Below are 19987 nucleotides of genomic sequence, written 5' to 3'. Positions count from 1 at the left end.
ATCGCACCTCACGCACACTCCTGCCGAGGGGGATCCAGTGCCCCTCCGGGAATCAATCTCGCAGTTCCACGGCGTCGCTCCGTCCTCCCGAAGGCGGAGGCCCCCCGTATGTCTCCCCCAGATGGCTGAGACACACTTGGACTGCCATGTCTGCTCGAAGCACATCCGTACTTCGCCGATGCCGGAGGAGCGATCCACGAGGACGACCTACCACCTCTGCAATGCCGGAAGGACCGACCCTCACGCGGTGCGGTCGACAACCCCCAGGTCCGGTCCGGGTCCGTGGAAGGGATGAGAGGAACCATGAGCATGGAACGCCCCGCAGTTGCCGGCTCCCACCGTGTCGGCGCGCTGAGCGCGGATTCCGTCGGCGAGAACGAGCGTCTGGCGTCCATCCAGCGCAGTGTGGACGACTTCACCATTCGCGTCATCGAAGGGCTCCCCATCGCGGAATCCTGGAACTGTCTCGAACTGGGAGCGGGTGCCGGTTCCATCGCCTACTGGCTCGCTCGGCGCTGCCCCGACGGACAGGTGGTCGCCGCCGATATCGACGCGCGGTACCTGGATGCCGAACGTGCGGGGAACCTTCGGGTCCAGGAAGCAGATGTCACCCGCGAGGACTACGAGCCGGGCCGCTTCGATCTGATCCACGCCCGCTATCTCCTCTGCCACTTGCCAGAGCGGGACGAACTCATCGCCCGGGCCGCTCAGTGGCTCGCTCCGGGCGGCTGGCTGGTCGTCGAGGAGCCGTACCATCTGCCCGCAGAGAGCTCTCCGTCTCCGCTCGCCCAACGGGTCCTCGCGGCGTATCAGCAGAAGTACCGTGAGCGGGGTGCGGACATGACCTGGGCGCGCCGGGTGCCGGCACTGCTCTCCCGGGCCGGGCTGAGCGATGTGTCCTTCTCCGGGAACCTCGGGTGCATGGGAGGGCTCGACAAGGACCGTTGGGCACCTCTCATCGGGCAGGCCGGCCCTTCGTTGGTCGCGGACGGCCTCATCACGCAGACGGACCTGGACCGATTCTTCCGGCTGCTCCAGGACCCGGAGTTCATCGACATCCCGCAGGTCACGATATCCGCGTGGGGGCGGGCCGCCCTCTGAACCGGACCGGACGCACCATCGGGCCCGGCACACCGTGACGTCGGCGGGGTGGCCGCTCCTCATCCGGAACGTGGTCTCACCGGTGGTGGGATCCGTGGCGGATGTGCTGAGGGTCTCGGCGCGAAGCGTCGGCCGGGCGCGGGGCCTCGTGGCTAGGCGCAGGACGGGCACAGCCCGCGGTAGACGATGTCGACGTCGGAGACCGTGAAGCCGAACCGTTCCTGCTCCGGGAGTTCGGCCAGTGGACTGCCGGTCGGGTGGACGTCGCGGATGGTGCCGCAGCCGGAGCAGACCAGGTGCTGGTGCGGGTGGTGTGCGTTGGGGTCGTAGCGCTTGGCGCGGCCGTCGGTGGACACCTCCGCGACCTCGCCGAGGGACACCAGCTCCCCCAGGGCGTTGTAGACGGTCGCCCGGGAGATCTCGGGCAGGCGCCGGGCCGCGCGGGCGTGCACCTCGTCGGCGGTGAGGTGTACGTGGTCGCCGTCGAGGACTTCCGCGACGACACGTCGCTGGGAGGTCATGCGCCAGCCACGCCCGCGCAATCGCCGCAGCAGGTCACTCATTCGTGCACCCATTCACGTTCGGTGGCCTACAGGACGTGTGCCCGTGGACGTCCGGCCTCCCTTTCCACAGGGTTTGACGGACTTCTTGACTTAGACCTTGTCCATCGTAGGATCGGGTCCGGCGATAGCCAAGGGGCAGGAACACTCCAGTACGGCAGGAGACACAGACGTGACGGGACACCGCCGAGGAGTTGTGCGGTGCCGCTCCGCGAGGTGACGGCCGGCCGCGTCGCGCCGCTCGGGGCCGTCCGGGACGGCGACCGGCCCGGCGTCGGGGCGAGCACGCCCGAAGGGCAATGCGGCCGCCTCGGCCGCATTGCCCTTCGGTCCCGGTGCGACCGCCGCTTCGGCCCCCGCGACCGGGTTCGCCCGCCGCAGGGATCCGCGCGGCGTACCGGCCCGGTTCGCGGGACGCGCCGGGGCCCACGGCCCCATCGTGTGCCGGTCGAGCGGTGTTGTCTCCGGCGTCGACTGTGTTTCGCCCTGCTCCTGCACGATCACGTCCGACGGCCACGGCTCCTCGATCCAGGGGGCCGCGGTCACCTACCGGGACCTGTGTCCCGACTGTTCACTGCCGCAATTCATGAGCACCGTGATCCGCCTGGTCCGGAAGGATTCCCATGTCTGAGAATCATGATGCAATCGTCGCAGACGCGAAATCGGAGGGCACAGGTGGCTGCCCGGTCGCGCACGGGCGCGCCCCGCACCCGACCCAGGGCGGCGGAAACCGCCAGTGGTGGCCGGATCGGCTCAATCTGAAGATCCTCGCCAAGAACCCCGCCGTGTCCAACCCTCTCGGCGAGGACTTCGACTACGCCGAGGCGTTCAAGGCGCTCGACCTCCCCGCGGTGAAGCAGGACATCGCGGAGGTGCTGACGACCTCGCAGGACTGGTGGCCTGCCGACTTCGGCCACTACGGTCCGTTCATCATCCGGATGGCGTGGCACAGCGCCGGCACCTACCGGATCAGCGACGGCCGCGGCGGCGCCGGTGCCGGTCAGCAGCGCTTCGCCCCGCTCAACAGCTGGCCGGACAACGGGAACCTGGACAAGGCCCGCCGCCTGCTGTGGCCGGTCAAGAAGAAGTACGGGCAGAGTCTGTCGTGGGCCGACCTCATGATTCTCGCCGGCAATGTCGCCCTGGAGTCGATGGGCTTCGAGACCTTCGGCTTCGCCGGTGGCCGTGAGGACGTGTGGGAGCCCGACGAGGACGTCTACTGGGGCCCCGAGACCACCTGGCTCGGCGACGAGCGCTACACCGGCGACCGCGAGCTGGAGAACCCCCTCGGCGCGGTCCAGATGGGCCTCATCTACGTCAACCCGGAAGGCCCCAACGGCACCCCGGACCCGCTCGCCGCGGCCCGTGACATCCGGGAGACGTTCCGCCGGATGGCGATGAACGACGAGGAGACGGTCGCCCTGATCGCGGGCGGTCACACCTTCGGCAAGACGCACGGCGCGGGTCCGGCGGACGCCGTCGGACCCGACCCCGAGGCCGCCCCGATGGAGCAGCAGGGTTTCGGCTGGCGGAACAGCCACGGCACCGGCAAGGGTGGCGACGCCATCACCAGTGGTCTCGAGGGGATCTGGACGAACACCCCGATCACCTGGGACAACAGCTTCCTGGAGATCCTCTACGGCTACGAGTGGGAGCTGTTCAAGAGCCCCGCCGGCGCCAACCAGTGGCGGCCGAAGGACGGCGCGGGGGCGGGTACCGTCCCGGACGCCCACGACGCGTCGAAGAGCCACGCCCCGACGATGCTGACGACCGACCTGGCGCTCCGTATCGACCCGGCGTACGAGCAGATCTCGCGGCGCTTCCTGGAGAACCCGGACGCGTTCGCGGACGCGTTCGCCCGCGCCTGGTACAAGCTGACCCACCGTGACATGGGTCCGGTCGCGCGCTACCTCGGCCCGGAGGTCCCGAGCGAGACGCTGGTGTGGCAGGACCCCCTGCCGCCGGTGGCACACGAGCTGATCGGCGCCGCGGACGTGGCCGCCCTCAAGGCCACGATCCTCGACTCGGGGCTGTCGGTGTCCCAGCTGGTGTCGACCGCGTGGGCGTCGGCCGCAACCTTCCGCGGCAGCGACAAGCGCGGCGGCGCCAACGGTGCGCGCATCCGTCTCGAGCCGCAGAGCGGCTGGGAGGTGAACGACCCCGACCAGCTGGCGCAGGTGCTGCGCACCCTGGAGGGGATCCAGGAGACCTTCAACGCCGCCCGGAGCGGAGGCAAGCAGGTCTCGCTCGCCGATGTGATCGTGCTCGCCGGTGGTGCGGCCGTCGAGCGGGCCGCCAAGGACGCCGGATTCGACGTCGAGGTGCCGTTCACGCCGGGCCGCGCGGACGCGTCGCAGGAGCAGACCGATGTGGAGTCCTTCGCCGCGCTCGAGCCTTCCGCCGACGGGTTCCGCAACTACCTCGGCAAGGGCAACCGGCTCCCGGCCGAGTACCTCCTGCTCGACCGGGCGAACCTGCTGACCCTGAGCGCCCCCGAGCTGACGGTGCTCGTCGGTGGTCTGCGCGTCCTGGGCGCGAACCACCAGGAGTCGGCGCTCGGTGTCCTCACCGCGACTCCGGGCTCGCTGACCAACGACTTCTTCGTCAACCTGCTCGACCTGGGGACGACGTGGAAGGCGACCTCCGAGGACGCGCACACCTTCGAGGGCCGTGACGCCGCCACGGGCGAGGTCAAGTGGACCGGCAGCCGGGCCGACCTCGTCTTCGGGTCGAACTCCGAGCTGCGCGCGCTCGCGGAGGTCTACGCGAGCGACGACGCGAAGGAGAAGTTCGTCAACGACTTCGTCGCGGCGTGGAGCAAGGTGATGAACCTGGACCGGTTCGACCTCGTCTGATCACGACGTCCGGGCCGGCTCGCGGGCCGGCCCGGACGTCCCGCCTCCGCACGGGGTGGAGAGCGGCCCTGGAGGCGGTCGTTCGGCCACGATGTGGGCCCATGCCCCGAGCCGTTGAGCCTGCACGGTTCGACAGCCGTGGTGGCAGGGGCGACGTAGGGTGGCGCGATGCCTCTGCCTGCGGACCGGTCCGCCCTGGACCTGCTCGACGCCCACCTGGAAGCGCTCCGGGACCGGACCGCTCCCCCACTGCCGCCACTGCCGCGCCTCCCGGACGATGTCGCCGTGGACGACCTCGTTGCGGACGGCCTCGCCGCGGACGGTGCGGGCGAGCTGGTGCGCTGGACACTGGGGCGGCTCCGGGGCCTCCCCCGTGAGCCGGAGGACGTGTTCGACCGCGAAGTCGGCGATCTGCTGGTGGAGTTCCGCAGCCGGCGCTGTGCCTGGAACGCGGCGGCACTGCGGCTGCTCGACGACACCTACACGTTCGTGGCCACCGGCCCCCGTCGGCACGGGGACTGGGCACACGATGTCCTCGCGGTGCTGCACCGCTCGGTCCCCGACCCGCGGGGCTGGGTCCGACTGGACGGGGACCGCACCAACGACGCCCGCTGCTCCGTGCCCGCGTATCCGTTCGCCCCGCCGAGCGCCGCGGAGTTCCCCGACCGCCTGTACCCGCTGGAGGCGGAGGGGGCGGTTGCCGCGCTGGCCGTCATGGCCGAGGAGTGGGACTGCGAACCGGCCCCGGTCCGGTCCCGCCCGGACCGGGAGGTCGTACTGGCGGATGCCCGGACCCTGCTCGACCGGTACGGGCCCACCGCGCGGTACTGGACCAACGCGACGACCGCCGCCTCCGACCCGGCCCCGGACTTCGTCGAGGCCGGCCTCCACGGCACACGTTCCCACCCCTTCATTACCGTCGAGTACCTCAACGGCCTTGATCTGTGTGAGGACTTGGGCCTGATCGCGGTGAACGGGGAAGAGGTGGGGGTCTTCTGGTCGCTGGGGGCGCGTTAGGCCGGCGGACAGGGCGTAGGCGGCGGGGACGAGCCGATCTGCCGGGAGGCCGGGGGCGGGTGTGGTGTGCGGCCGCCGGACCTGAATGAGGCACCACATGCAGTGGCCCGCGAGGGTCGCACCTGCCGGCCATAGTGACGGGAGATGAAGTACATGGTGGCGCGGACACCGGCGGAGCAAGCTCTGGCTCGCTCATACCTCACCGGAGACGGACGGGATGCATTCGATGTCCTCGACCTGTCGGCCGAGCATCACCTCAACCGCAGCGTGACCTTGACGTACCACCTCGCTGTGCGCCGGAAGGGACACCCGGAGGAGCGCTGGGAGTTCACGCTGCTGTGGGACGACAAGTCCTTCGCGGATGTGTTCACGTCCCCCGCTCCCGATCCGGAACGGCTCGCGATGCTGGTGCACATCGTCCGCGCCCACATTGAGGAGTGGTGGGACACCAAGGGCGGGAACCGGCAGTCGGCGAAGATGGGACGACGACTGCCGTGAGCCTCCGGCGACTTCAGCGAGTACTGGCAGGTGCCACACCGGCCCGGTCTCTTGAGGGACGATGCAGGGCCCGGTGGGCCTTCGCCGTCACGCCGCGCTCCCCTCGACCTGGCTGCCGGGGCAGCCCATTCGGCGGCCGTTCAGGGGCGCCAGTTCCACGTCCTCGGGGCGGGCCATGCCTGCCGATCCGGAGTGCTTGGCCCGGTACATGGCGACATCCGCATACCGGAGCAGCGTGGGCAGAGCCTGGGTACAGAGATGTTCCGGGGCCGCGACGCCGACGGATGCCGCCACAGCGATCGCTCCGGCATCCGTCAGGACGGGCTCCCGCAGGGTACGGACCAGTTCCTGCACCGTGTCGGGGTGCCTGCGTGCCGCGACGGCGAATTCGTCACCCCCCAGGCGGCCGACGACGCCGTGGGCTCCGGCCCACCGGGCCAGCCGTTCGCTGGTGGCGGCCAGCACGATGTCTCCGGCCACATGGCCGTACCGGTCGTTGAGGGCCTTGAAGTGGTCGAGGTCGACCAGGCAGAGGACGGCGCCGCGCTGGTGACGGGTGACCAGGCGCTGGGCACGTCGCTGGAAGGCGCTGCGTCGGTGCGCACCGGTGAGCGGGTCCCGCTGGGCGGCGGCCAGCCGACGGTGGAGGGTGGCTGCGTGGAGGGCCCAGCCGGCCAGCGGGACCATCAGGGTGGTCAGAAGCAGTGCGCGTTGCCCCGAGGTCTCTTGTGCGCGGATGTTGCAGGCCATATCGGCGGAACCCTCTCGTCCTGCGCGGACTGGTGGACTGGAAACGGACAGTGCTGTGGGGAGAGTGCTGTGGTGAGAATGGTGGAGGAACAGTGCTGCGGGGGTGCTCGCGCCACCTGGGCCACAGGTCATGGAACCCGGAGTGCCGGCCGGAGATCTCACGGCCGTGCGGTCGCCCGGGCGGACTCACGGCCCCGGCTGACCGCCCACACTCCGCACGTCGGGCACGCGGCGCCCTGTCCTGCCCCCTGCTTGTCGCCCCGCGCAGCGGCCGCACTCCACGTCGGGCCACGCATGCTCCACAGCCCCTCCCCGGGCCGTGTCGGGTCACGTCGTCGGCGGAGGGGGCCCTCAAGGCGCAGGGAGGCAGCTCCCCTTCGGTCCGGACCGTCGCTCGCGCGTGTCGGAGTTCAGCGCGGACCGTCGTCGTCGCAGCTCTCCACGCCCCGGCGGGGAGTCATGTCAACACCGCCGAACGCGCGGCAGGAGCACCGAGGGCGCTCTCGTCCGGCGCAGTGCGGTGTCATGTCCGGTGTGGAGTAACGGCACGGGTAACGGCTCCTCTGCTGCTTCGGGACGCCACGCGTCATCTCTGCCGCATGTCGAGACCGGGTGAACGCTCGGGGTGAACCCACTGTGCCTGTCAGTAACGATCCGAGTCAACTGATGTGGGGTTGTCAAATGGCAGACAATCCACAAGAGTTGAGCCCGGGGATGCGGAACGTCGCGCGGAGTCAGCGCGACCGGGGGCACATGTACCACGGGGGTACATGTGCCCCTGCCTCCACTGCCAGTCGACACGTGAACGAGGGAGGGCAGCATGAGAGAGGTTGATCCCTCTCCTGCTGAAGTGCCGAACGCCGTTGAGACCCTGGCACACAGACTCAACCGCCTGTTCGAGACGTGCCACCCCGCGGACCGGGGGCCGTACACCAACGCCGAGGTGGCGCGGATCATCAACGAGAAGGCGCGCGAAAAGGGCGACAAGAGCGGCGAGATCTCCGAGACCTACATCGGTTACCTGCGCAAGGGGAAGCGCGACAACCCCACGAAGCGTCATCTCGAATCGCTCGCCGAGTTCTTCGGTGTGCCGGTCAGGTACTTCTTCGACGACGGCGACGGGGAGCGCGTCCGGGAGGACCTCGCCCTGCTGCACGCCCTCAAGGGAGTCGGAGCCCGCCAGGTGGCCCTGCGCACGGTGGCTTCCCTGGACGAGGACGCTCTGGACGCGCTCGTCCCGGTGCTCAAGCACCTCGGCAACGCGCACGGAACGCGCGGGCGCATGAGACCACGCACCGGCCGGGCACCCGGGGCGCCGACGGACACACCGCCCGCCTCATGACGCCGGGAACCGGCACTTCGGCGGGGGACCCCACGAGGGGCGGGCAACGGCCTCGATGATTGTCGCTACATGGAGATGGCCCAGCAGCCATGCACACGGTGAGCGGATGAACAACACAGAACTCCGTCAGTACTGCGTCGACGTCGTGAAGTCACTGGACATCCCCGAGCGGACCGATGTCAACGCGCTGTGCGACCGGTTGGAGGAACGACGAGGGCGGCCCATCTCCCTCGTCGAGGTTCCGATGCCCACCGGTCCCGGAAAGCCGTGCGGCCTCTGGGTGGCGGCCGACGACGCCGACTACATCTGTTACCAGCAGTACACCACCCAGGCCCACCAGCAGCACATCATCTCGCACGAGCTCGGACACATGGTGTGCGACCACGAGGCCGCTCCCGTGATGCCGAACGAAGTGGCACAGCTCCTGATGCCGACGCTCTCACCGGATCTGGTGCGCAGTGTGCTCGGGCGCACCCAGTACTCGAGCGAGGAGGAACGCGCGGCGGAGCTGGTCGCCTCGCTGCTCCCGTTGCAGGCCACCGCGGCGGAGCGGCGGGCCGCGCCTGCTGTCTCGCAGGGCGTGGCCAGTCTCATAAAACACCTGGAGCGCTCGCTGGAGCGCGGTACGGGTGGGTGAGACTGGCTCAATGCTGCTTTTCAACCTCGTCTACGGCGCTCTGGCCCTGATCTCCTGGAGCGCCTTCTTCTACAAGGTGCGTCATCTGGTCCGCGACTGGCGGAACGGCGAGCTCCGGCTCGTCTGCTTAGCAATCGCTTCGTTCGCCACACCGTTCGTCGTCGCCTCGCCGTGGGTCTACGTACGGGTGGACCGGCTGCTGGGCATACCCAACATCGCCACGCTGATCGTCTACTGCTCCGTCGCCGTCAGCATCGTCTCCTTTCTGTCCCTGCTGGTGAGCTGGTCGTCGGCGCAGGACCGGGTCACGATGTGGCACCGCCTGATCGTGTCGTACGCGGTGATCACCGTGGCCGCGATGATCACCTTGTTCTTCCTCGGTGACGTCAGCGACGGCGAGCATCATGTGGACTTCGACACGTACTACGCCGAGACGCCGTACATCACGGAGTTCCTCCTCGCTCACCAACTGCTCTACACGGTCGGCATGGTGGGCCTGGCCCGGATGTGCCGACGGTACGCGGCCGTGGTCGACCGGGTGTGGCTGCGGCGCGGGCTGAAGACCATCGCCGCCGGGGCCATCGCGGGCCTGGGATACGGCCCGATCAAGATCGTCACTCTGGTCTGGGACCTGGTGGGAACCTCTCCCCTGGACGAGGTGAACAACGTGGTCGCCCCCATGAGCGCCAGCGTTTCCGCCTGGCTGTTCGCGGCCGGATTCACCATGCCCGCCTGGGGGGTGGGCCTGGACCGGGCGCGCGAGCGGGTGAGCCAGTACCGCGCCTACCGTCGGCTGCAGCCACTGTGGTCCGCTCTGACACGGGCCTTTCCGGAGGTGATCCTCTTCCCCGACCTCTATCCGGAGAACCCCCGGCGGGCGCTCCGCGACGACGACCTCGCGTTCCTGGTGAGCCGTCAGGTCATCGAGATCCGCGACGCCCAGCTGGCCCTGCGCCCCTACGTCGATCCCGAGGTCTCGCGCACCGCGCGCTCGTTCGGCGCCGCGCGCGGACTGTCCGCCGATCACACCGAGGCGATCGCCGAAGCAGCCCAGATCAAGTCCGCGCTCCGGGCCATGGAGCACGGACGGAGCGGGCAGTACGCCGTGACCGTCCCGCACGATCCGGCGGCCGGTGACATGGGCGGCGAACGCGACTGGCTGATCCGGGTCGCCGAAGCCTTCCGCCGCTACGACGACCTCGACGGCATGGCGTCCGCCGCGGGCAAGGAGCCCCCGAGGAACGGGGCCGTACCGGCATGACCAGTGGACAGCCCTCCCGACTCGCATCCCCCACGGTGAACGCCTCATGACCCGACCCTCCCCGCCGGCCACCGACGGGCCCTCGCTCTTCGACGAGGCCCTGCTCACCGACCCGCACGCCGGATACGCGCGCCTGCGGGCCGCCGGTCCGGTCCACCGCACCACGACACCGGACGGCGCCGACGTGTGGCTGGTGACGCGCTTCGACGACGTGCAGGCGGCCCTCGTCGACCCGCGTCTGTCGCTGAACAAGGGCAACGCGCTCAGCGTGGGCTCCCACGGCCCGTCCATGCCACCGGAGCTCGACGCCCACCTGCTGAACCTGGACCCGCCGGACCACACACGCCTGCGGCGCCTGGTCTCCCGGGCCTTCACACCGCGCCGTGTCGAAGGTCTGCGATCCCGGGTGGGAGCGGTCACCGAGGAACTTCTCGACGGCTTCGGCGGCACGGGGGCCGACCTCATGGCGGGCCTGGCCCTCCCCCTCCCCATGGCCGTCATCTGTGAACTCCTCGGCGTCCCCCAGGAGGCCCGCCCGGACTTCCGGACGTGGACCAACACGCTGCGCTCCCCCGAGCCGGACTCCGCCCTCGACTCACGTGAGGCGATGGGGCGGATGCACGGGTACCTGACCGGTCTGATCGCCGAGAAGCGTGCACGCCCCGGGGACGACCTGGTGTCCGCGATGATCGGCGCCCGCGACGACCACGACAGGCTCACCGAGCCCGAACTGCTGGCCCTCACGTTTCTCATCCTGTTCGCCGGCTACGACAACGCGGTCAACCTGATCGGCAACACCGCCCTCGCCCTGCTCACGCACGAGGAACAGCGGGAGCGGCTGCTCCAGGGACGGATATCCGTGCAGGACGTCCTGAGGGAGACCCTCCGCTGGGAGTCCCCGTCCCTGCTCGCGTCGCGGCGGTTCCCGCTGGAGGACCTCACGATCGGCGGTGTCACCATCCGGGCCGGAGAACGGATCTGGCTGTCGCTGGCCTCGGCCAACCGTGATGAGGCACGGTTCGAGGAGCCCGACTCCTTCGACCCGGCGCGGGGTGGGACGCACCTGGACTTCGGACACGGCATCCACTACTGCCTGGGGGCCCCGCTCGCCCAGCTGGAAGGCGAGGTCGCCATCACCGCCCTGCTGCGGCGGTACCCCACCCTCCGTCTCGCCGTGGCACCGGCGGAGCTGCGGTGGCGGCGTTCGTTCCGCAACCGGGGCCTCGCCGAACTTCCTGTCGGGTGGTGACCCGAGCGTGGGGCGGGGGCCCGAGGCGAGATCGGCCGTGGGCGGCCTGCGTGTACCTGGGTGCAACAGCCGGGCGAGGCCAGGGCTGACCACTGGCGGCCGGCGGCTCCCGCAGGAACGGGGCCGCTGCCCGTTCGGATCGTGCACCACGTTCCGGAACACGAACCGGCCGCACGTTCACACCCGGTACCCGGACGATCACGCCTCCGGCCCGTCGGCCCTCCGTCGCCCCTCCTCCGCCCGTCCGCCTGGGGGTGCCTCGGGCGGGCGCCGGGGGAGGCCGCTCCGCCCTCTTTGGCATAGTGGTGATCCAGGAGCAAGCCGCCGATGTGCGGCTGTGGAGATGAACGAGGACGGACCGTGACCGAGTCGCCCGACCAGGTGTGTCCCATCAACCCGGTGATCGACCTGGTGTTCAGCCGGTGGACCACTCCGATCCTGTGGGCACTGGAGCATCACGGACGGCTCCGCTTCAACGAGTTGCAGCGGCTGGTGCCCGCCATCACGCCCAAGGTCCTCACGCAGCGACTGCGCCAACTGGAACGCGACGGCCTGGTGGTGCGCACCTACCACGCCGAGATCCCGCCGCGGGTGGAGTACGAGGTCAGCGACCTCGGCCGCACCCTGGTCCCGGTCTTCGACACGCTCGCGGGATGGTCCACCGAGCACCTGCCCCAGGTCGAGGACGCACGTCGGGCCTACGACACCGCGCGCGAGGAAGAAGAAGCCTGGGCACAGGGCTGAGCGGGACAGCCGGCGCCCGGGTGCGGACGGCTACGGCCTGGTCCGTCCCGCCGTGCCCCGCCGCACCCGGGCGGTACGCCCTCGCCGGTAGCGTCCCGCGACTCCCCCACCGCCGGTGGTCGGCCGCGCCCCGGCCGGGCTTGATCAATGGGCGGTTCCGGATGGGCCGGAATCCGGCGCCGGGCGGCTGAGCAGGGCGGCGCCCGCGACCAGTCCGAGAACGACGATCTCGATGACTCCCTGCACCGGGATGCCGACGACGTACATGTCCGGGGTGTCGAACTGCGGGTCGAAGTAGGCGGCGCCCGGGTAGAGGATCGCCACCGCCTGGCTGACCCAGTACAGACCGGCGAAGCCGACGGCGGCCCGCAGGTTGGAGCCGGCGTCACCGCGGCGGCGCCGGACGAAGTACAGGGTCGCCAGGCCGAGCAGAGTGCCCATGGCCATGGTCTGGCCGTTGTGGAACCTGGCGTGCGCGGTCCACTCCGGATTCAGTACGTGCGTGTCGTTCCAGTCCGCGACATACGGCGACACCGCGGTGAAGAGAGCGACCAGCGTCAGCATCGCCTTGCCGGTCACCGCCCGGGGCCCGGCCGTCGGCCGGTCGAGCGCCCCATCCGGGATCGCTGCGGAGGACAGGGGAGTACGCATCAGAAATGGCCTTTCGTTTTCATCCGGTCGTGCTGATCCGGTGGTTCTTGTCCGTGGTTCTCATCCGGACGACCGAGGACGGGCGTCCGGGCCCGGAACGCGACCGGGACATGCAGGTGGGAGGGCAGGCGCGGGGCCTGGAGCAGATCAGGCCGCCGTAGCGCCGGTGGCCGGCACATGACCCGTCGCGTAGGCGTAGGAAGCGGCGATGACCTTCTTGGCCACCTCCGCTTCGGCCGCGGTGCGGGGTGCGTAGAGCATCACGACGTTGATGCCGCGGTCGTAGAGGGGGTGCTTCTCGCCCCAGCCGGAGGACAGGAACGTGGCGTGATCGGCCGGGTCCAGCGCCAGGTGCAGGCTGCCGTCGGCGTGGAGGTGGGCGAATTCGGCGTCCCAGCGCGGCGGCATCAGGCGGGCGCCCTCGGCGGGCGCGGCACCGGCGAGGAAGACAGCCCAGCTGCCGGGAGCGGAGATCTCGCTGCGGCCCGTGGTGACACCGGGCAGCGCGGCCGCCGTCCACCGGCGCAGCTCCTCCCGGATCTCGGGCGGGCTGGTCTGGGTGAGCTGCAGGTGGGGCACCTCGGGCCCGGTCTCGGGCCGGTCTCCGGCGCGCTCGGGGAGAGCGGGGAACGTCATGACGACGCCTCCTTCACATCAGGGGCCGCGACGCGCGGAGGTGTGGCGCGGCCCGGTTCTCGGCGGCGCCCCGGACAGCCCGGGGCGCCGCTGTTCTCGGCACACCCACCACGTTAGTTTCCTGGGGATAGTGGTTTCCTCTGCGATAGTGCCCACCCCTCGCCGCCGTCGGGCAGTCGACCTGGCCGGGCATGGTCGGCCCGGAGCGTGCGGCATTCCGGTGCGGAAGCGCGGCCTGCGGCGGCTTCGACATCTGGTGTGCCCCGTCTCGGGGGCCCGCGCGGGGTGCACGGGCCCCCGAGCCGGGTGGGTTACGCGGGGGCCGGGGGCCCTTCCCGGCCGGCCATGCCGAGCAGCAGGTCCGCGGCCACCTCCGCACCGTCGGTGCGGACCGTGGCGGCCACGGCAGTCGCCCGTGCGCGGGTACCGGGGGTGAGGGCCGTCGTGAGTGCGGCCGTCAGGGACTCGACGGTCGGAGTCGGACCGTCGTGTGCCGCGCCGATGCCCAGGCCGGCCACCCGGCCGGCCCAGTACGGCTGGTCCGTCGCCTGGGGTACCACGACCTGCGGCGCGCCGGCCCGGGCGGCCGTCGTCGTGGTGCCCGCGCCGCCGTGGTGTACGACGGCGGCCACTCGACGGAACAGCTCCTGCTGGTTGACCTCGCCGACGACGAAGCAGTCGTCCCGGTCGTCGATCGAGTCCAGGCCTGCCCAGCCGCTCGCGACGAGTGCGCGGCGGCCCTGCTTCCGGACCGCCTCGATGGCCACCTGGGCGACGTCAGCCGAGGCGTGCATGGGCATGCTGCCGAAGCCCACGTACACCGGTGGGGTTCCGGCGTCGAGGAACGCGGTCAACGCAGCCGGGAGCGGACGTTCGTCGGGCAGGATCCACGCACCGGTCCGGACGACGTCGAAGCCCGGCGTCGCAAGCAACGGATCCAGGGTGGGGTCGGTCGCGAGCCACGGCCGGTCACCGATGACGTAGTCGCGGACGCGGTCCACCGGTGGCAGGCCGAACGACGCCCGGTTCGTGTTGAGCGCCGCGCCGAACAGCACGTCGACGCTCTCGGCATCCAGCTCCCACAGCACCCGGTTGTCGGTCACGTCCGGTGGGAGCGGCCGGCCCGGATAGGCCAGCGGCCGGCGGTGCGGCGACGGCAGGGTCAGCTGCTGGAAGGTCACGGACACGGAGCGGATGCCGAGTTTCTCGGCGACCGACAGCGCGCCGGCCGCGGCCGGCAGCATGCCGGTCGCCACCAGCACGTCACATCCCTCGGCCGCCGCGGTGACCGCGGCGAATTGCCCGGCAATCAACTCGGCCGCGTATCGCGGCAGGGACGACGGCGGCGGCGCCGCCTTCGTCAGAGCTCGCGCCGACCGGCCGACCGGCACCAGCGGCACGCCGGCACCGGCCAGCCGCTGCGCGAAGTCCTCGTCCGGCGGCGCGCAGACCCGCACCTCCGCGCCGAGCCCCCGCAGCCTCAACGCGAGTGCCACCAGTGGTTCGACGTCTCCCCGCGATCCGTACGTCGACAACAACACGCGCATGTCGCGCCCCCCCCATTTCTGTGGTTCCCGGCGTCAACTCCCGGGCTTCGGCCGGAGATTCTGCGGCACGACGGGGGCCTTGCCGCAAGCCCCCCAGTGCGCTATACGTTGACAGTGGAAAGGAGCGGGTAACCCTCCTTTCCTTTTCTGTGCCGTCCGCTGTGCGACGGCAGACTCCTCGGGCAGCGGCGGCATGCCGCAATCGTGTCGGCTAGCGGCACCGAACTGTCAGTACCGCAGGTGTCCGCTTGGCTGTAGCAGGGAGTTGAACGTGCAGGACATTGGTGTCGACCCGGTTGCCCACAATCGGGCAGCCTGGGACAAGTGTGTCCAAGAGGGCAACGAGTGGTCGAGGCCGGTGAGTGCCGAGGATGTCGAGCGCGCCCGCATGGGCGACTGGTCGATTGTTCTCATCGGGCGTGAGCCGGTCGACCGCTCCTGGCTGCCGACGGACCTGACCGGCAAGGACGTGTTGTGCCTGGCCTCCGGCGGTGGCCAGCAGGGTCCGATCCTCGCCGCCGCGGGGGCGCGGGTCACCGTATTCGACAACTCACCCCGCCAGCTCGGCCAGGACCGGATGGTGGCGGCGCGCGACGGGCTCGAACTGCGCACCGTCCTGGGCGACATGCGCGACCTCAGTGCCTTCGGCGACGCAACATTCGACGTCGTATTCCAGCCGGTCTCCAACCTCTTCGTACCAGAGTTGGCAGCGATGTGGCGTGAGTGCTTCCGCGCCCTGCGGCCGGGCGGAACTCTGCTCGCGGGCTTCCTCAACCCTGATGCGTACTTGTTCGACCACGAGGCGCTCGACGAGCGCGGCGAGCTGATCGTCGTGCACAAGCTGCCCTACAGCGATGTCACGCAGTACTCCGCCGAGGAACGCGCCACGAAGTTCGGCGCGGATGCCCCTCTTGAATACAGCCACACCCTCACCGACCAGATCGGCGGGCAACTCGCCGCGGGGTTCGTCCTCACCGGCTTCGCGGAAGCGCCGCACCAATCCAACGCATCCGCTCCATACATGTCGAACTATTTTGCGACGCTGGCGGTCAAGCCGGGCTGACCCAGCCGTGGGGCCGGCCGAGACGGCCGTGTCTCCGAATGGCCGAGTGGAGAGCTGTGCCGGCCCGGCCCCCTACTGACTTCGCTGAGCCGGCATGCCACGGATTCCGGTTCACATCGGTGCCTCCTGAAGGCCCGTACGAGACCCCCGGGCGACGGAAATGCAGTCGGCCGACCAAGGCTCTGTACGTGGCGGCCTATCCTCGGTCCGGATACGCCGACGAGAACCGGACCGCATGCTGCGATACGCTGGAGAAGGATCTCTGCGTCCGCAGGTCGTTCCTCGAAGAGTCCGGCCGCAGCGGCCGTATGCGATGCGGCAGTGGCGTATGTCGACGCGGTCGGCGTGCGTCGGTCCCGGCGCGGACCGCGCCTGTCGGTATGCGGCGCATGGATCGACGCGACGCGTCCGATGAGCCGGACGGCCGCAGTCGAAGACAGAACACGAGCAGCCACCACGTACCGGTTGAACGAGTCCGGTGGACGGTCCTACGCGATGGTCGTCGTGAGGGAGATCGGTTCCCATGGACCTCAGCACCATCACCGAAGTCGTCCGGCGACCGTCGGACCAGCCGGGTGCGGACTGGTGCGAGGGCGACGCCTGGCTCGCCGGGGGAACGTGGCTGTTCTCCGTGGAGCAGCCGGATCTGCGCCGTCTGATCGACCTTTCCGCGCTGCGCTGGGAGCCCCTCGTCCCGAGCGACGGGGGTCTCGGCATCGGCGCGACGTGCACCGTCCGGGATCTGTACGCCTTGGTGCCGCGGGACGACTGGGTTGCGGGCCCTCTTTTCGCCAGGAGCTGCGAGGCGTTCCTGTCCTCGTTCAAGGTCTGGAACTCGGCGACCGTCGGCGGCAATATCTGCATGTCCCTGCCCGCCGGCCCGATGATCACGCTCACGGTCGCCCTCGAGGCGACGTACGAGGTGTGGGCTCCCGACGGGTCCGTGCGCACCGTCGATGCCCTCGACTTCGTGACCGGCGACCATCGGAATGTTCTCGCTCCCGGGGAAATCCTGCGGCGCATCGACATTCCGGCGCACGCGCTGCGGAAACGCACCGCGCACCGCCGGTTCACGCTGACCCGCCTCGGCCGTTCCACGGTGTTTCTCATCGGAACGCAAACGCCGGGGACGAACGACCTGTTGCTCACCGTCACCGCCGGCACCACACGGCCCGTGCGCATGGCTTTCGGCAGCATGCCCGATGCCCGGACACTGCGGGAGAGCATCGACGCCATTCCCGCCGACGTCTGGTTCGCCGATCCCAACGGGACGCCCGGCCACCGGCGCCGTCTGACCGAGCATTTCTCCGAAGAGATACGTCAGGAACTCAGCGCTGGGGGCATGGCGTGACCTATACCGTGAACGGCAGGCAATTCGCCGAGGAACCGGACCCCGGCCAGTGTCTGCGCACCTTCCTCCGCTCGCTCGGCCACTTCGGCGTCAAAAAGGGGTGCGACGCGGGGGACTGCGGCGCGTGCACGGTGTGGCTGGACGGGGATCCGGTGCACAGCTGCATCACCCCTGCGTTCCGCGCGGACGGCCGTGAGGTGACGACGATCGAGGGCATCGGGTCACCGGGCAACCTGCATCCCGTGCAGCGACGGTTCCGGGACGCCCCGGGGTTCCAGTGCGGTTTCTGCACCGCGGGGATGATCATGACGTCGGCGACGTTCACCGAGGCGCAGAAGGAGGATCTGCCCCGGGCCCTGAAGGGCAATCTCTGCCGCTGCACCGGCTATCGGGGGATCGAGGACGCCGTGCAGGGCACCGCCGGTGTGGAGGCGGCGGCGCCGGGCAAGGCCGTCGGGACGAGTGTGAGCGCGCCGGCGGCCAATGACGTGGTGACCGGACGCGCCGAATTCACGATGGACACCCACCTCGACGGCATGTTGCACCTCAAGGTGCTGCACTCCCCGCACGCGCACGCCCGGATCGTCTCGATCGACAAGCGGGCCGCCCTGGCGGTCCCGGGCGTGCACCGGGTCTACACCTGGGAGGACGTGCCTCGGAAGCGCTACACCACGGCCATCCACACCGACCACCTCGTCGATCCGGACGACACCCGCATCCTCGACGACACGGTCCGCTTCGTCGGCCAGCGCGTCGTCGCGGTCCTTGCGGACACCGTCGGGGCCGCCGAGGAGGGCTGCCGCAAAGTCGTCGTGGAGTACGAGGAACTGCCGGCCGTGTTCACCCCCGACGAGGCCATGGCCGAGGGGGCGCCGCAACTGCACGGCTCGGAGGATCCCTTCGTCCGCGACCCGGCCCACAACATCCTGCTGGAGATCCATGGGCACATCGGCGATGTGGACGCCGGCTTCGCCGAGGCCGACGTGGTCCACGAAGGGACCTACACCTCGCCTCGGGTGCAGCACGCGCATCTCGAAACCCATGGCTCGATCGCCTGGATGGACAACGGCCGGCTGCACGTCCGCACCAGTTCGCAGTCCCCGTCGATCGCGAAGGGCAAGCTGGCCCATCTCTTCGCACTGCGCCCGGACCAGCTGCGGGTCTTCTGCAAGCGTGTCGGTGGCGGCTTCGGCGGCAAACAGGAAGTGATCTCGGAGGACCTGGTCGCGCTCGCCACCCTGGACACCGGGCGGCCGGTCTGTCTCGAGTTCACCCGCGAGGAGGAGTTCACCACCGCTTCGCCACGGCATCCGATGGCCTTGACGGTCAGGCTCGGCGCGAAGGCGGACGGGACGCTGACGGCTTTCCAGGTCCGCAATGTGTCGAACACCGGCGCCTACGGCAATCATGGCGGCGAAACCCTGTACGCGGGTGGCGCCGCCGTCATGATCTACCGCTGCCCCAACAAGAAGTACGACGCGTTCTCCGTGTATACGAACACCGTTCCGAGCGGGGCACTGCGCGGGTACGGGATGACGCAGCCGGCGTTCGCCGTGGAATCGGCGATGACCGAACTGGCGCTCGCCCTGCATCTCGATCCGCTCGCGCTGCGACGCCGGAATCTCGTGCGACCGGGTGATCCGCTCGTCGCCCTGCATGACGGCCCCGACGACGTGACGTTCACCGAGAACGGGCTCGCGCGGTGCATCGATCTGGTGGAGGGCGCCCTGACGCGTTCGGCGGACGAGCCGCCGCCCGGACCCGGGTGGCTGGTCGGGGCCGGGGTGGCGAGCTCCTTGCACGAGACCGCGCCCCCGACCGACCACCTCTCCGAGGCCTGGGTCACCCTGGGCGACGATCTCATCTACGAGGTGGCGGTCGGAACCGTCGAATTCGGCGAGGGGACGTCGACCGCGCATGTCCAGATCGCCGCACAGCAGCTGGGCACGACGCCGTCGCGCATACGGCTGGTGCAGTCCGACACCGACCGCACGGGATTCGACACGGGCGCCTTCGCGAGCGCGGGGCTGTTCGTCTCGGGCAACGCGGTATTGCGCGCGGCCAATGCCGTGCGTGACCGCATCCTGGAATTCGCCGCCGCGCACACGGGTGTCCATCCGGTGATGTGCTCGATGGACGACGAGGGTGTCGTCTGCGGCGACCAGCGCCTGTCGCTGGCCGAGCTCGTGGCGCTGGGCCGTGCGCGTGGAATCCGGTTCACCGCCGCCCGCAAGGCCTACGGATCACCCCGGAGCGTCACCTTCAATGCGCACGGATTCCGGATCGCCGTCCACCCGGTGACGGGTGAGATCCGCATCCTCCACAGCGTCCAGGCGGCCGACGCGGGCGCCGTCATCAACCCCGCGCAGGTCCGGGGGCAGGTGGAGGGCGGTGTCGCCCAGGGAATCGGCTTCGCGCTGACCGAGAACTACCAGGTCGACGCGGACGGCGTGATGGTCAATCCCAACCTCCGCAACTACCGCATCCCCACCTTCGCCGATGTCCCCCGCACCGAGCTGCTCCTGGTCGACTCCTCGGACTCCGTCGGTCCGCTGCGGTCGAAGGGGATGGCGGAGTGCTGCATCAATCCGGTGGCCCCCGCGCTGGCGAACGCGCTCCACGACGCCACGGGCATCCGGTACCGCACTCTCCCGCTGTCGCCGGAGCTGATCTACAGCCGGCTCAACGAGAGCCGGCCGGTGTCGACGGCCTGAGCACGAGCCCG

Annotated in this window: 17 protein-coding genes; 12 read left to right on the top strand and 5 right to left on the bottom strand. The window is 70.1% G+C overall.

Annotated elements, in window-relative coordinates; all coding sequences use genetic code 11:
- Positions 1–309: 309 nt before the first annotated feature.
- On the top strand, positions 310–1101 hold the full coding sequence (locus AC3EQ1_RS06765; protein WP_432093352.1) for a class I SAM-dependent methyltransferase: 792 nt from the start codon (positions 310–312) through the stop codon (positions 1099–1101).
- Positions 1102–1253: 152 nt separating this feature from the next.
- On the opposite strand, the gene AC3EQ1_RS06760 is transcribed toward AC3EQ1_RS06765, so the two are convergent.
- Positions 1254–1664: a Fur family transcriptional regulator gene (locus AC3EQ1_RS06760; RefSeq protein ID WP_432093351.1), complete on the bottom strand. Its 411-nt coding sequence runs from the start codon at positions 1662–1664 to the stop codon at positions 1254–1256.
- 620 nt (positions 1665–2284) lie between these two features.
- Here AC3EQ1_RS06760 and katG point away from each other — a divergent pair.
- From katG to AC3EQ1_RS06745, 3 genes are all read left to right on the top strand, one after another.
- The gene (katG, locus tag AC3EQ1_RS06755) at positions 2285–4516 is read left to right on the top strand and encodes a catalase/peroxidase HPI (protein ID WP_432093350.1); all 2232 of its coding nucleotides are present in this window, start codon (positions 2285–2287) and stop codon (positions 4514–4516) included.
- Between the two features lie 168 nt (positions 4517–4684).
- Complete coding sequence (locus AC3EQ1_RS06750; protein ID WP_432093349.1) at positions 4685–5533, top strand: hypothetical protein; 849 nt, start codon at positions 4685–4687, stop codon at positions 5531–5533.
- Between the two features lie 144 nt (positions 5534–5677).
- Complete coding sequence (locus AC3EQ1_RS06745) at positions 5678–6031, top strand: hypothetical protein (protein WP_432093348.1); 354 nt, start codon at positions 5678–5680, stop codon at positions 6029–6031.
- Between the two features lie 87 nt (positions 6032–6118).
- Here AC3EQ1_RS06745 and AC3EQ1_RS06740 read toward each other — a convergent pair whose 3' ends face one another.
- Positions 6119–6781, bottom strand: coding sequence for a GGDEF domain-containing protein (locus tag AC3EQ1_RS06740; protein ID WP_432093347.1), 663 nt, complete (start codon positions 6779–6781; stop codon positions 6119–6121).
- A gap of 820 nt (positions 6782–7601) precedes the next feature.
- Between AC3EQ1_RS06740 and AC3EQ1_RS06735 the strand changes: the two genes are divergently transcribed.
- From AC3EQ1_RS06735 to AC3EQ1_RS06715, 5 genes are all read left to right on the top strand, one after another.
- Positions 7602–8123, top strand: coding sequence for a helix-turn-helix domain-containing protein (locus tag AC3EQ1_RS06735; RefSeq protein WP_432093346.1), 522 nt, complete (start codon positions 7602–7604; stop codon positions 8121–8123).
- 106 nt (positions 8124–8229) lie between these two features.
- Positions 8230–8760 (top strand): toxin, encoded by a 531-nt coding sequence (locus AC3EQ1_RS06730; RefSeq protein ID WP_432093345.1) that lies wholly within the window; start codon positions 8230–8232, stop codon positions 8758–8760.
- Between the two features lie 10 nt (positions 8761–8770).
- Complete coding sequence (locus tag AC3EQ1_RS06725) at positions 8771–10021, top strand: MAB_1171c family putative transporter (RefSeq protein ID WP_432093344.1); 1251 nt, start codon at positions 8771–8773, stop codon at positions 10019–10021.
- Between the two features lie 46 nt (positions 10022–10067).
- A complete protein-coding gene (locus AC3EQ1_RS06720; RefSeq protein ID WP_432093343.1) occupies positions 10068–11270 on the top strand; it encodes a cytochrome P450 family protein in 1203 nt (400 codons plus the stop codon).
- A gap of 327 nt (positions 11271–11597) precedes the next feature.
- Complete coding sequence (locus tag AC3EQ1_RS06715) at positions 11598–12014, top strand: winged helix-turn-helix transcriptional regulator (RefSeq protein WP_432093342.1); 417 nt, start codon at positions 11598–11600, stop codon at positions 12012–12014.
- A gap of 144 nt (positions 12015–12158) precedes the next feature.
- On the opposite strand, the gene AC3EQ1_RS06710 is transcribed toward AC3EQ1_RS06715, so the two are convergent.
- The 3 genes from AC3EQ1_RS06710 to AC3EQ1_RS06700 all read right to left on the bottom strand — a co-directional run bounded on the left by AC3EQ1_RS06710 (position 12159) and on the right by AC3EQ1_RS06700 (position 14848).
- A complete protein-coding gene (locus AC3EQ1_RS06710) occupies positions 12159–12665 on the bottom strand; it encodes a DUF6640 family protein (protein ID WP_432093341.1) in 507 nt (168 codons plus the stop codon).
- Between the two features lie 147 nt (positions 12666–12812).
- Positions 12813–13301 (bottom strand): luciferase domain-containing protein, encoded by a 489-nt coding sequence (locus AC3EQ1_RS06705; RefSeq protein WP_432093340.1) that lies wholly within the window; start codon positions 13299–13301, stop codon positions 12813–12815.
- Between the two features lie 311 nt (positions 13302–13612).
- Positions 13613–14848: a glycosyltransferase gene (locus tag AC3EQ1_RS06700; protein WP_432093339.1), complete on the bottom strand. Its 1236-nt coding sequence runs from the start codon at positions 14846–14848 to the stop codon at positions 13613–13615.
- 271 nt (positions 14849–15119) lie between these two features.
- Between AC3EQ1_RS06700 and AC3EQ1_RS06695 the strand changes: the two genes are divergently transcribed.
- From AC3EQ1_RS06695 to AC3EQ1_RS06685, 3 genes are all read left to right on the top strand, one after another.
- Positions 15120–15911 (top strand): class I SAM-dependent methyltransferase, encoded by a 792-nt coding sequence (locus AC3EQ1_RS06695; protein ID WP_432093338.1) that lies wholly within the window; start codon positions 15120–15122, stop codon positions 15909–15911.
- A 523-nt stretch (positions 15912–16434) separates the two neighbouring features.
- Entirely contained in the window at positions 16435–17262 is an 828-nt protein-coding gene (locus AC3EQ1_RS06690) for an FAD binding domain-containing protein (RefSeq protein WP_432093337.1), read from the top strand.
- The gene (locus AC3EQ1_RS06685) at positions 17259–19976 is read left to right on the top strand and encodes a molybdopterin-dependent oxidoreductase (RefSeq protein WP_432093336.1); all 2718 of its coding nucleotides are present in this window, start codon (positions 17259–17261) and stop codon (positions 19974–19976) included. Before AC3EQ1_RS06690 ends, AC3EQ1_RS06685 begins: the two co-directional genes overlap by 4 nt.
- The last annotated feature ends 11 nt before the right edge of the window (positions 19977–19987 follow it).

Source organism: Streptomyces sp. bgisy100 (genome assembly GCF_057709105.1).
This window is presented reverse-complemented; position numbering and strand designations above follow the sequence as displayed.

Coding starts and splice junctions, on each gene's coding strand:
- AC3EQ1_RS06765 (WP_432093352.1), top strand. CDS start 310: ATGGAACGCCCCGCAGTTGCCGGCTCCCACCGTGTCGGCGCGCTGAGC.
- AC3EQ1_RS06760 (WP_432093351.1), bottom strand. CDS start 1,664: ATGAGTGACCTGCTGCGGCGATTGCGCGGGCGTGGCTGGCGCATGACC.
- katG (WP_432093350.1), top strand. CDS start 2,285: ATGTCTGAGAATCATGATGCAATCGTCGCAGACGCGAAATCGGAGGGC.
- AC3EQ1_RS06750 (WP_432093349.1), top strand. CDS start 4,685: ATGCCTCTGCCTGCGGACCGGTCCGCCCTGGACCTGCTCGACGCCCAC.
- AC3EQ1_RS06745 (WP_432093348.1), top strand. CDS start 5,678: ATGAAGTACATGGTGGCGCGGACACCGGCGGAGCAAGCTCTGGCTCGC.
- AC3EQ1_RS06740 (WP_432093347.1), bottom strand. CDS start 6,781: ATGGCCTGCAACATCCGCGCACAAGAGACCTCGGGGCAACGCGCACTG.
- AC3EQ1_RS06735 (WP_432093346.1), top strand. CDS start 7,602: ATGAGAGAGGTTGATCCCTCTCCTGCTGAAGTGCCGAACGCCGTTGAG.
- AC3EQ1_RS06730 (WP_432093345.1), top strand. CDS start 8,230: ATGAACAACACAGAACTCCGTCAGTACTGCGTCGACGTCGTGAAGTCA.
- AC3EQ1_RS06725 (WP_432093344.1), top strand. CDS start 8,771: ATGCTGCTTTTCAACCTCGTCTACGGCGCTCTGGCCCTGATCTCCTGG.
- AC3EQ1_RS06720 (WP_432093343.1), top strand. CDS start 10,068: ATGACCCGACCCTCCCCGCCGGCCACCGACGGGCCCTCGCTCTTCGAC.
- AC3EQ1_RS06715 (WP_432093342.1), top strand. CDS start 11,598: ATGTGCGGCTGTGGAGATGAACGAGGACGGACCGTGACCGAGTCGCCC.
- AC3EQ1_RS06710 (WP_432093341.1), bottom strand. CDS start 12,665: ATGCGTACTCCCCTGTCCTCCGCAGCGATCCCGGATGGGGCGCTCGAC.
- AC3EQ1_RS06705 (WP_432093340.1), bottom strand. CDS start 13,301: ATGACGTTCCCCGCTCTCCCCGAGCGCGCCGGAGACCGGCCCGAGACC.
- AC3EQ1_RS06700 (WP_432093339.1), bottom strand. CDS start 14,848: ATGCGCGTGTTGTTGTCGACGTACGGATCGCGGGGAGACGTCGAACCA.
- AC3EQ1_RS06690 (WP_432093337.1), top strand. CDS start 16,435: ATGGACCTCAGCACCATCACCGAAGTCGTCCGGCGACCGTCGGACCAG.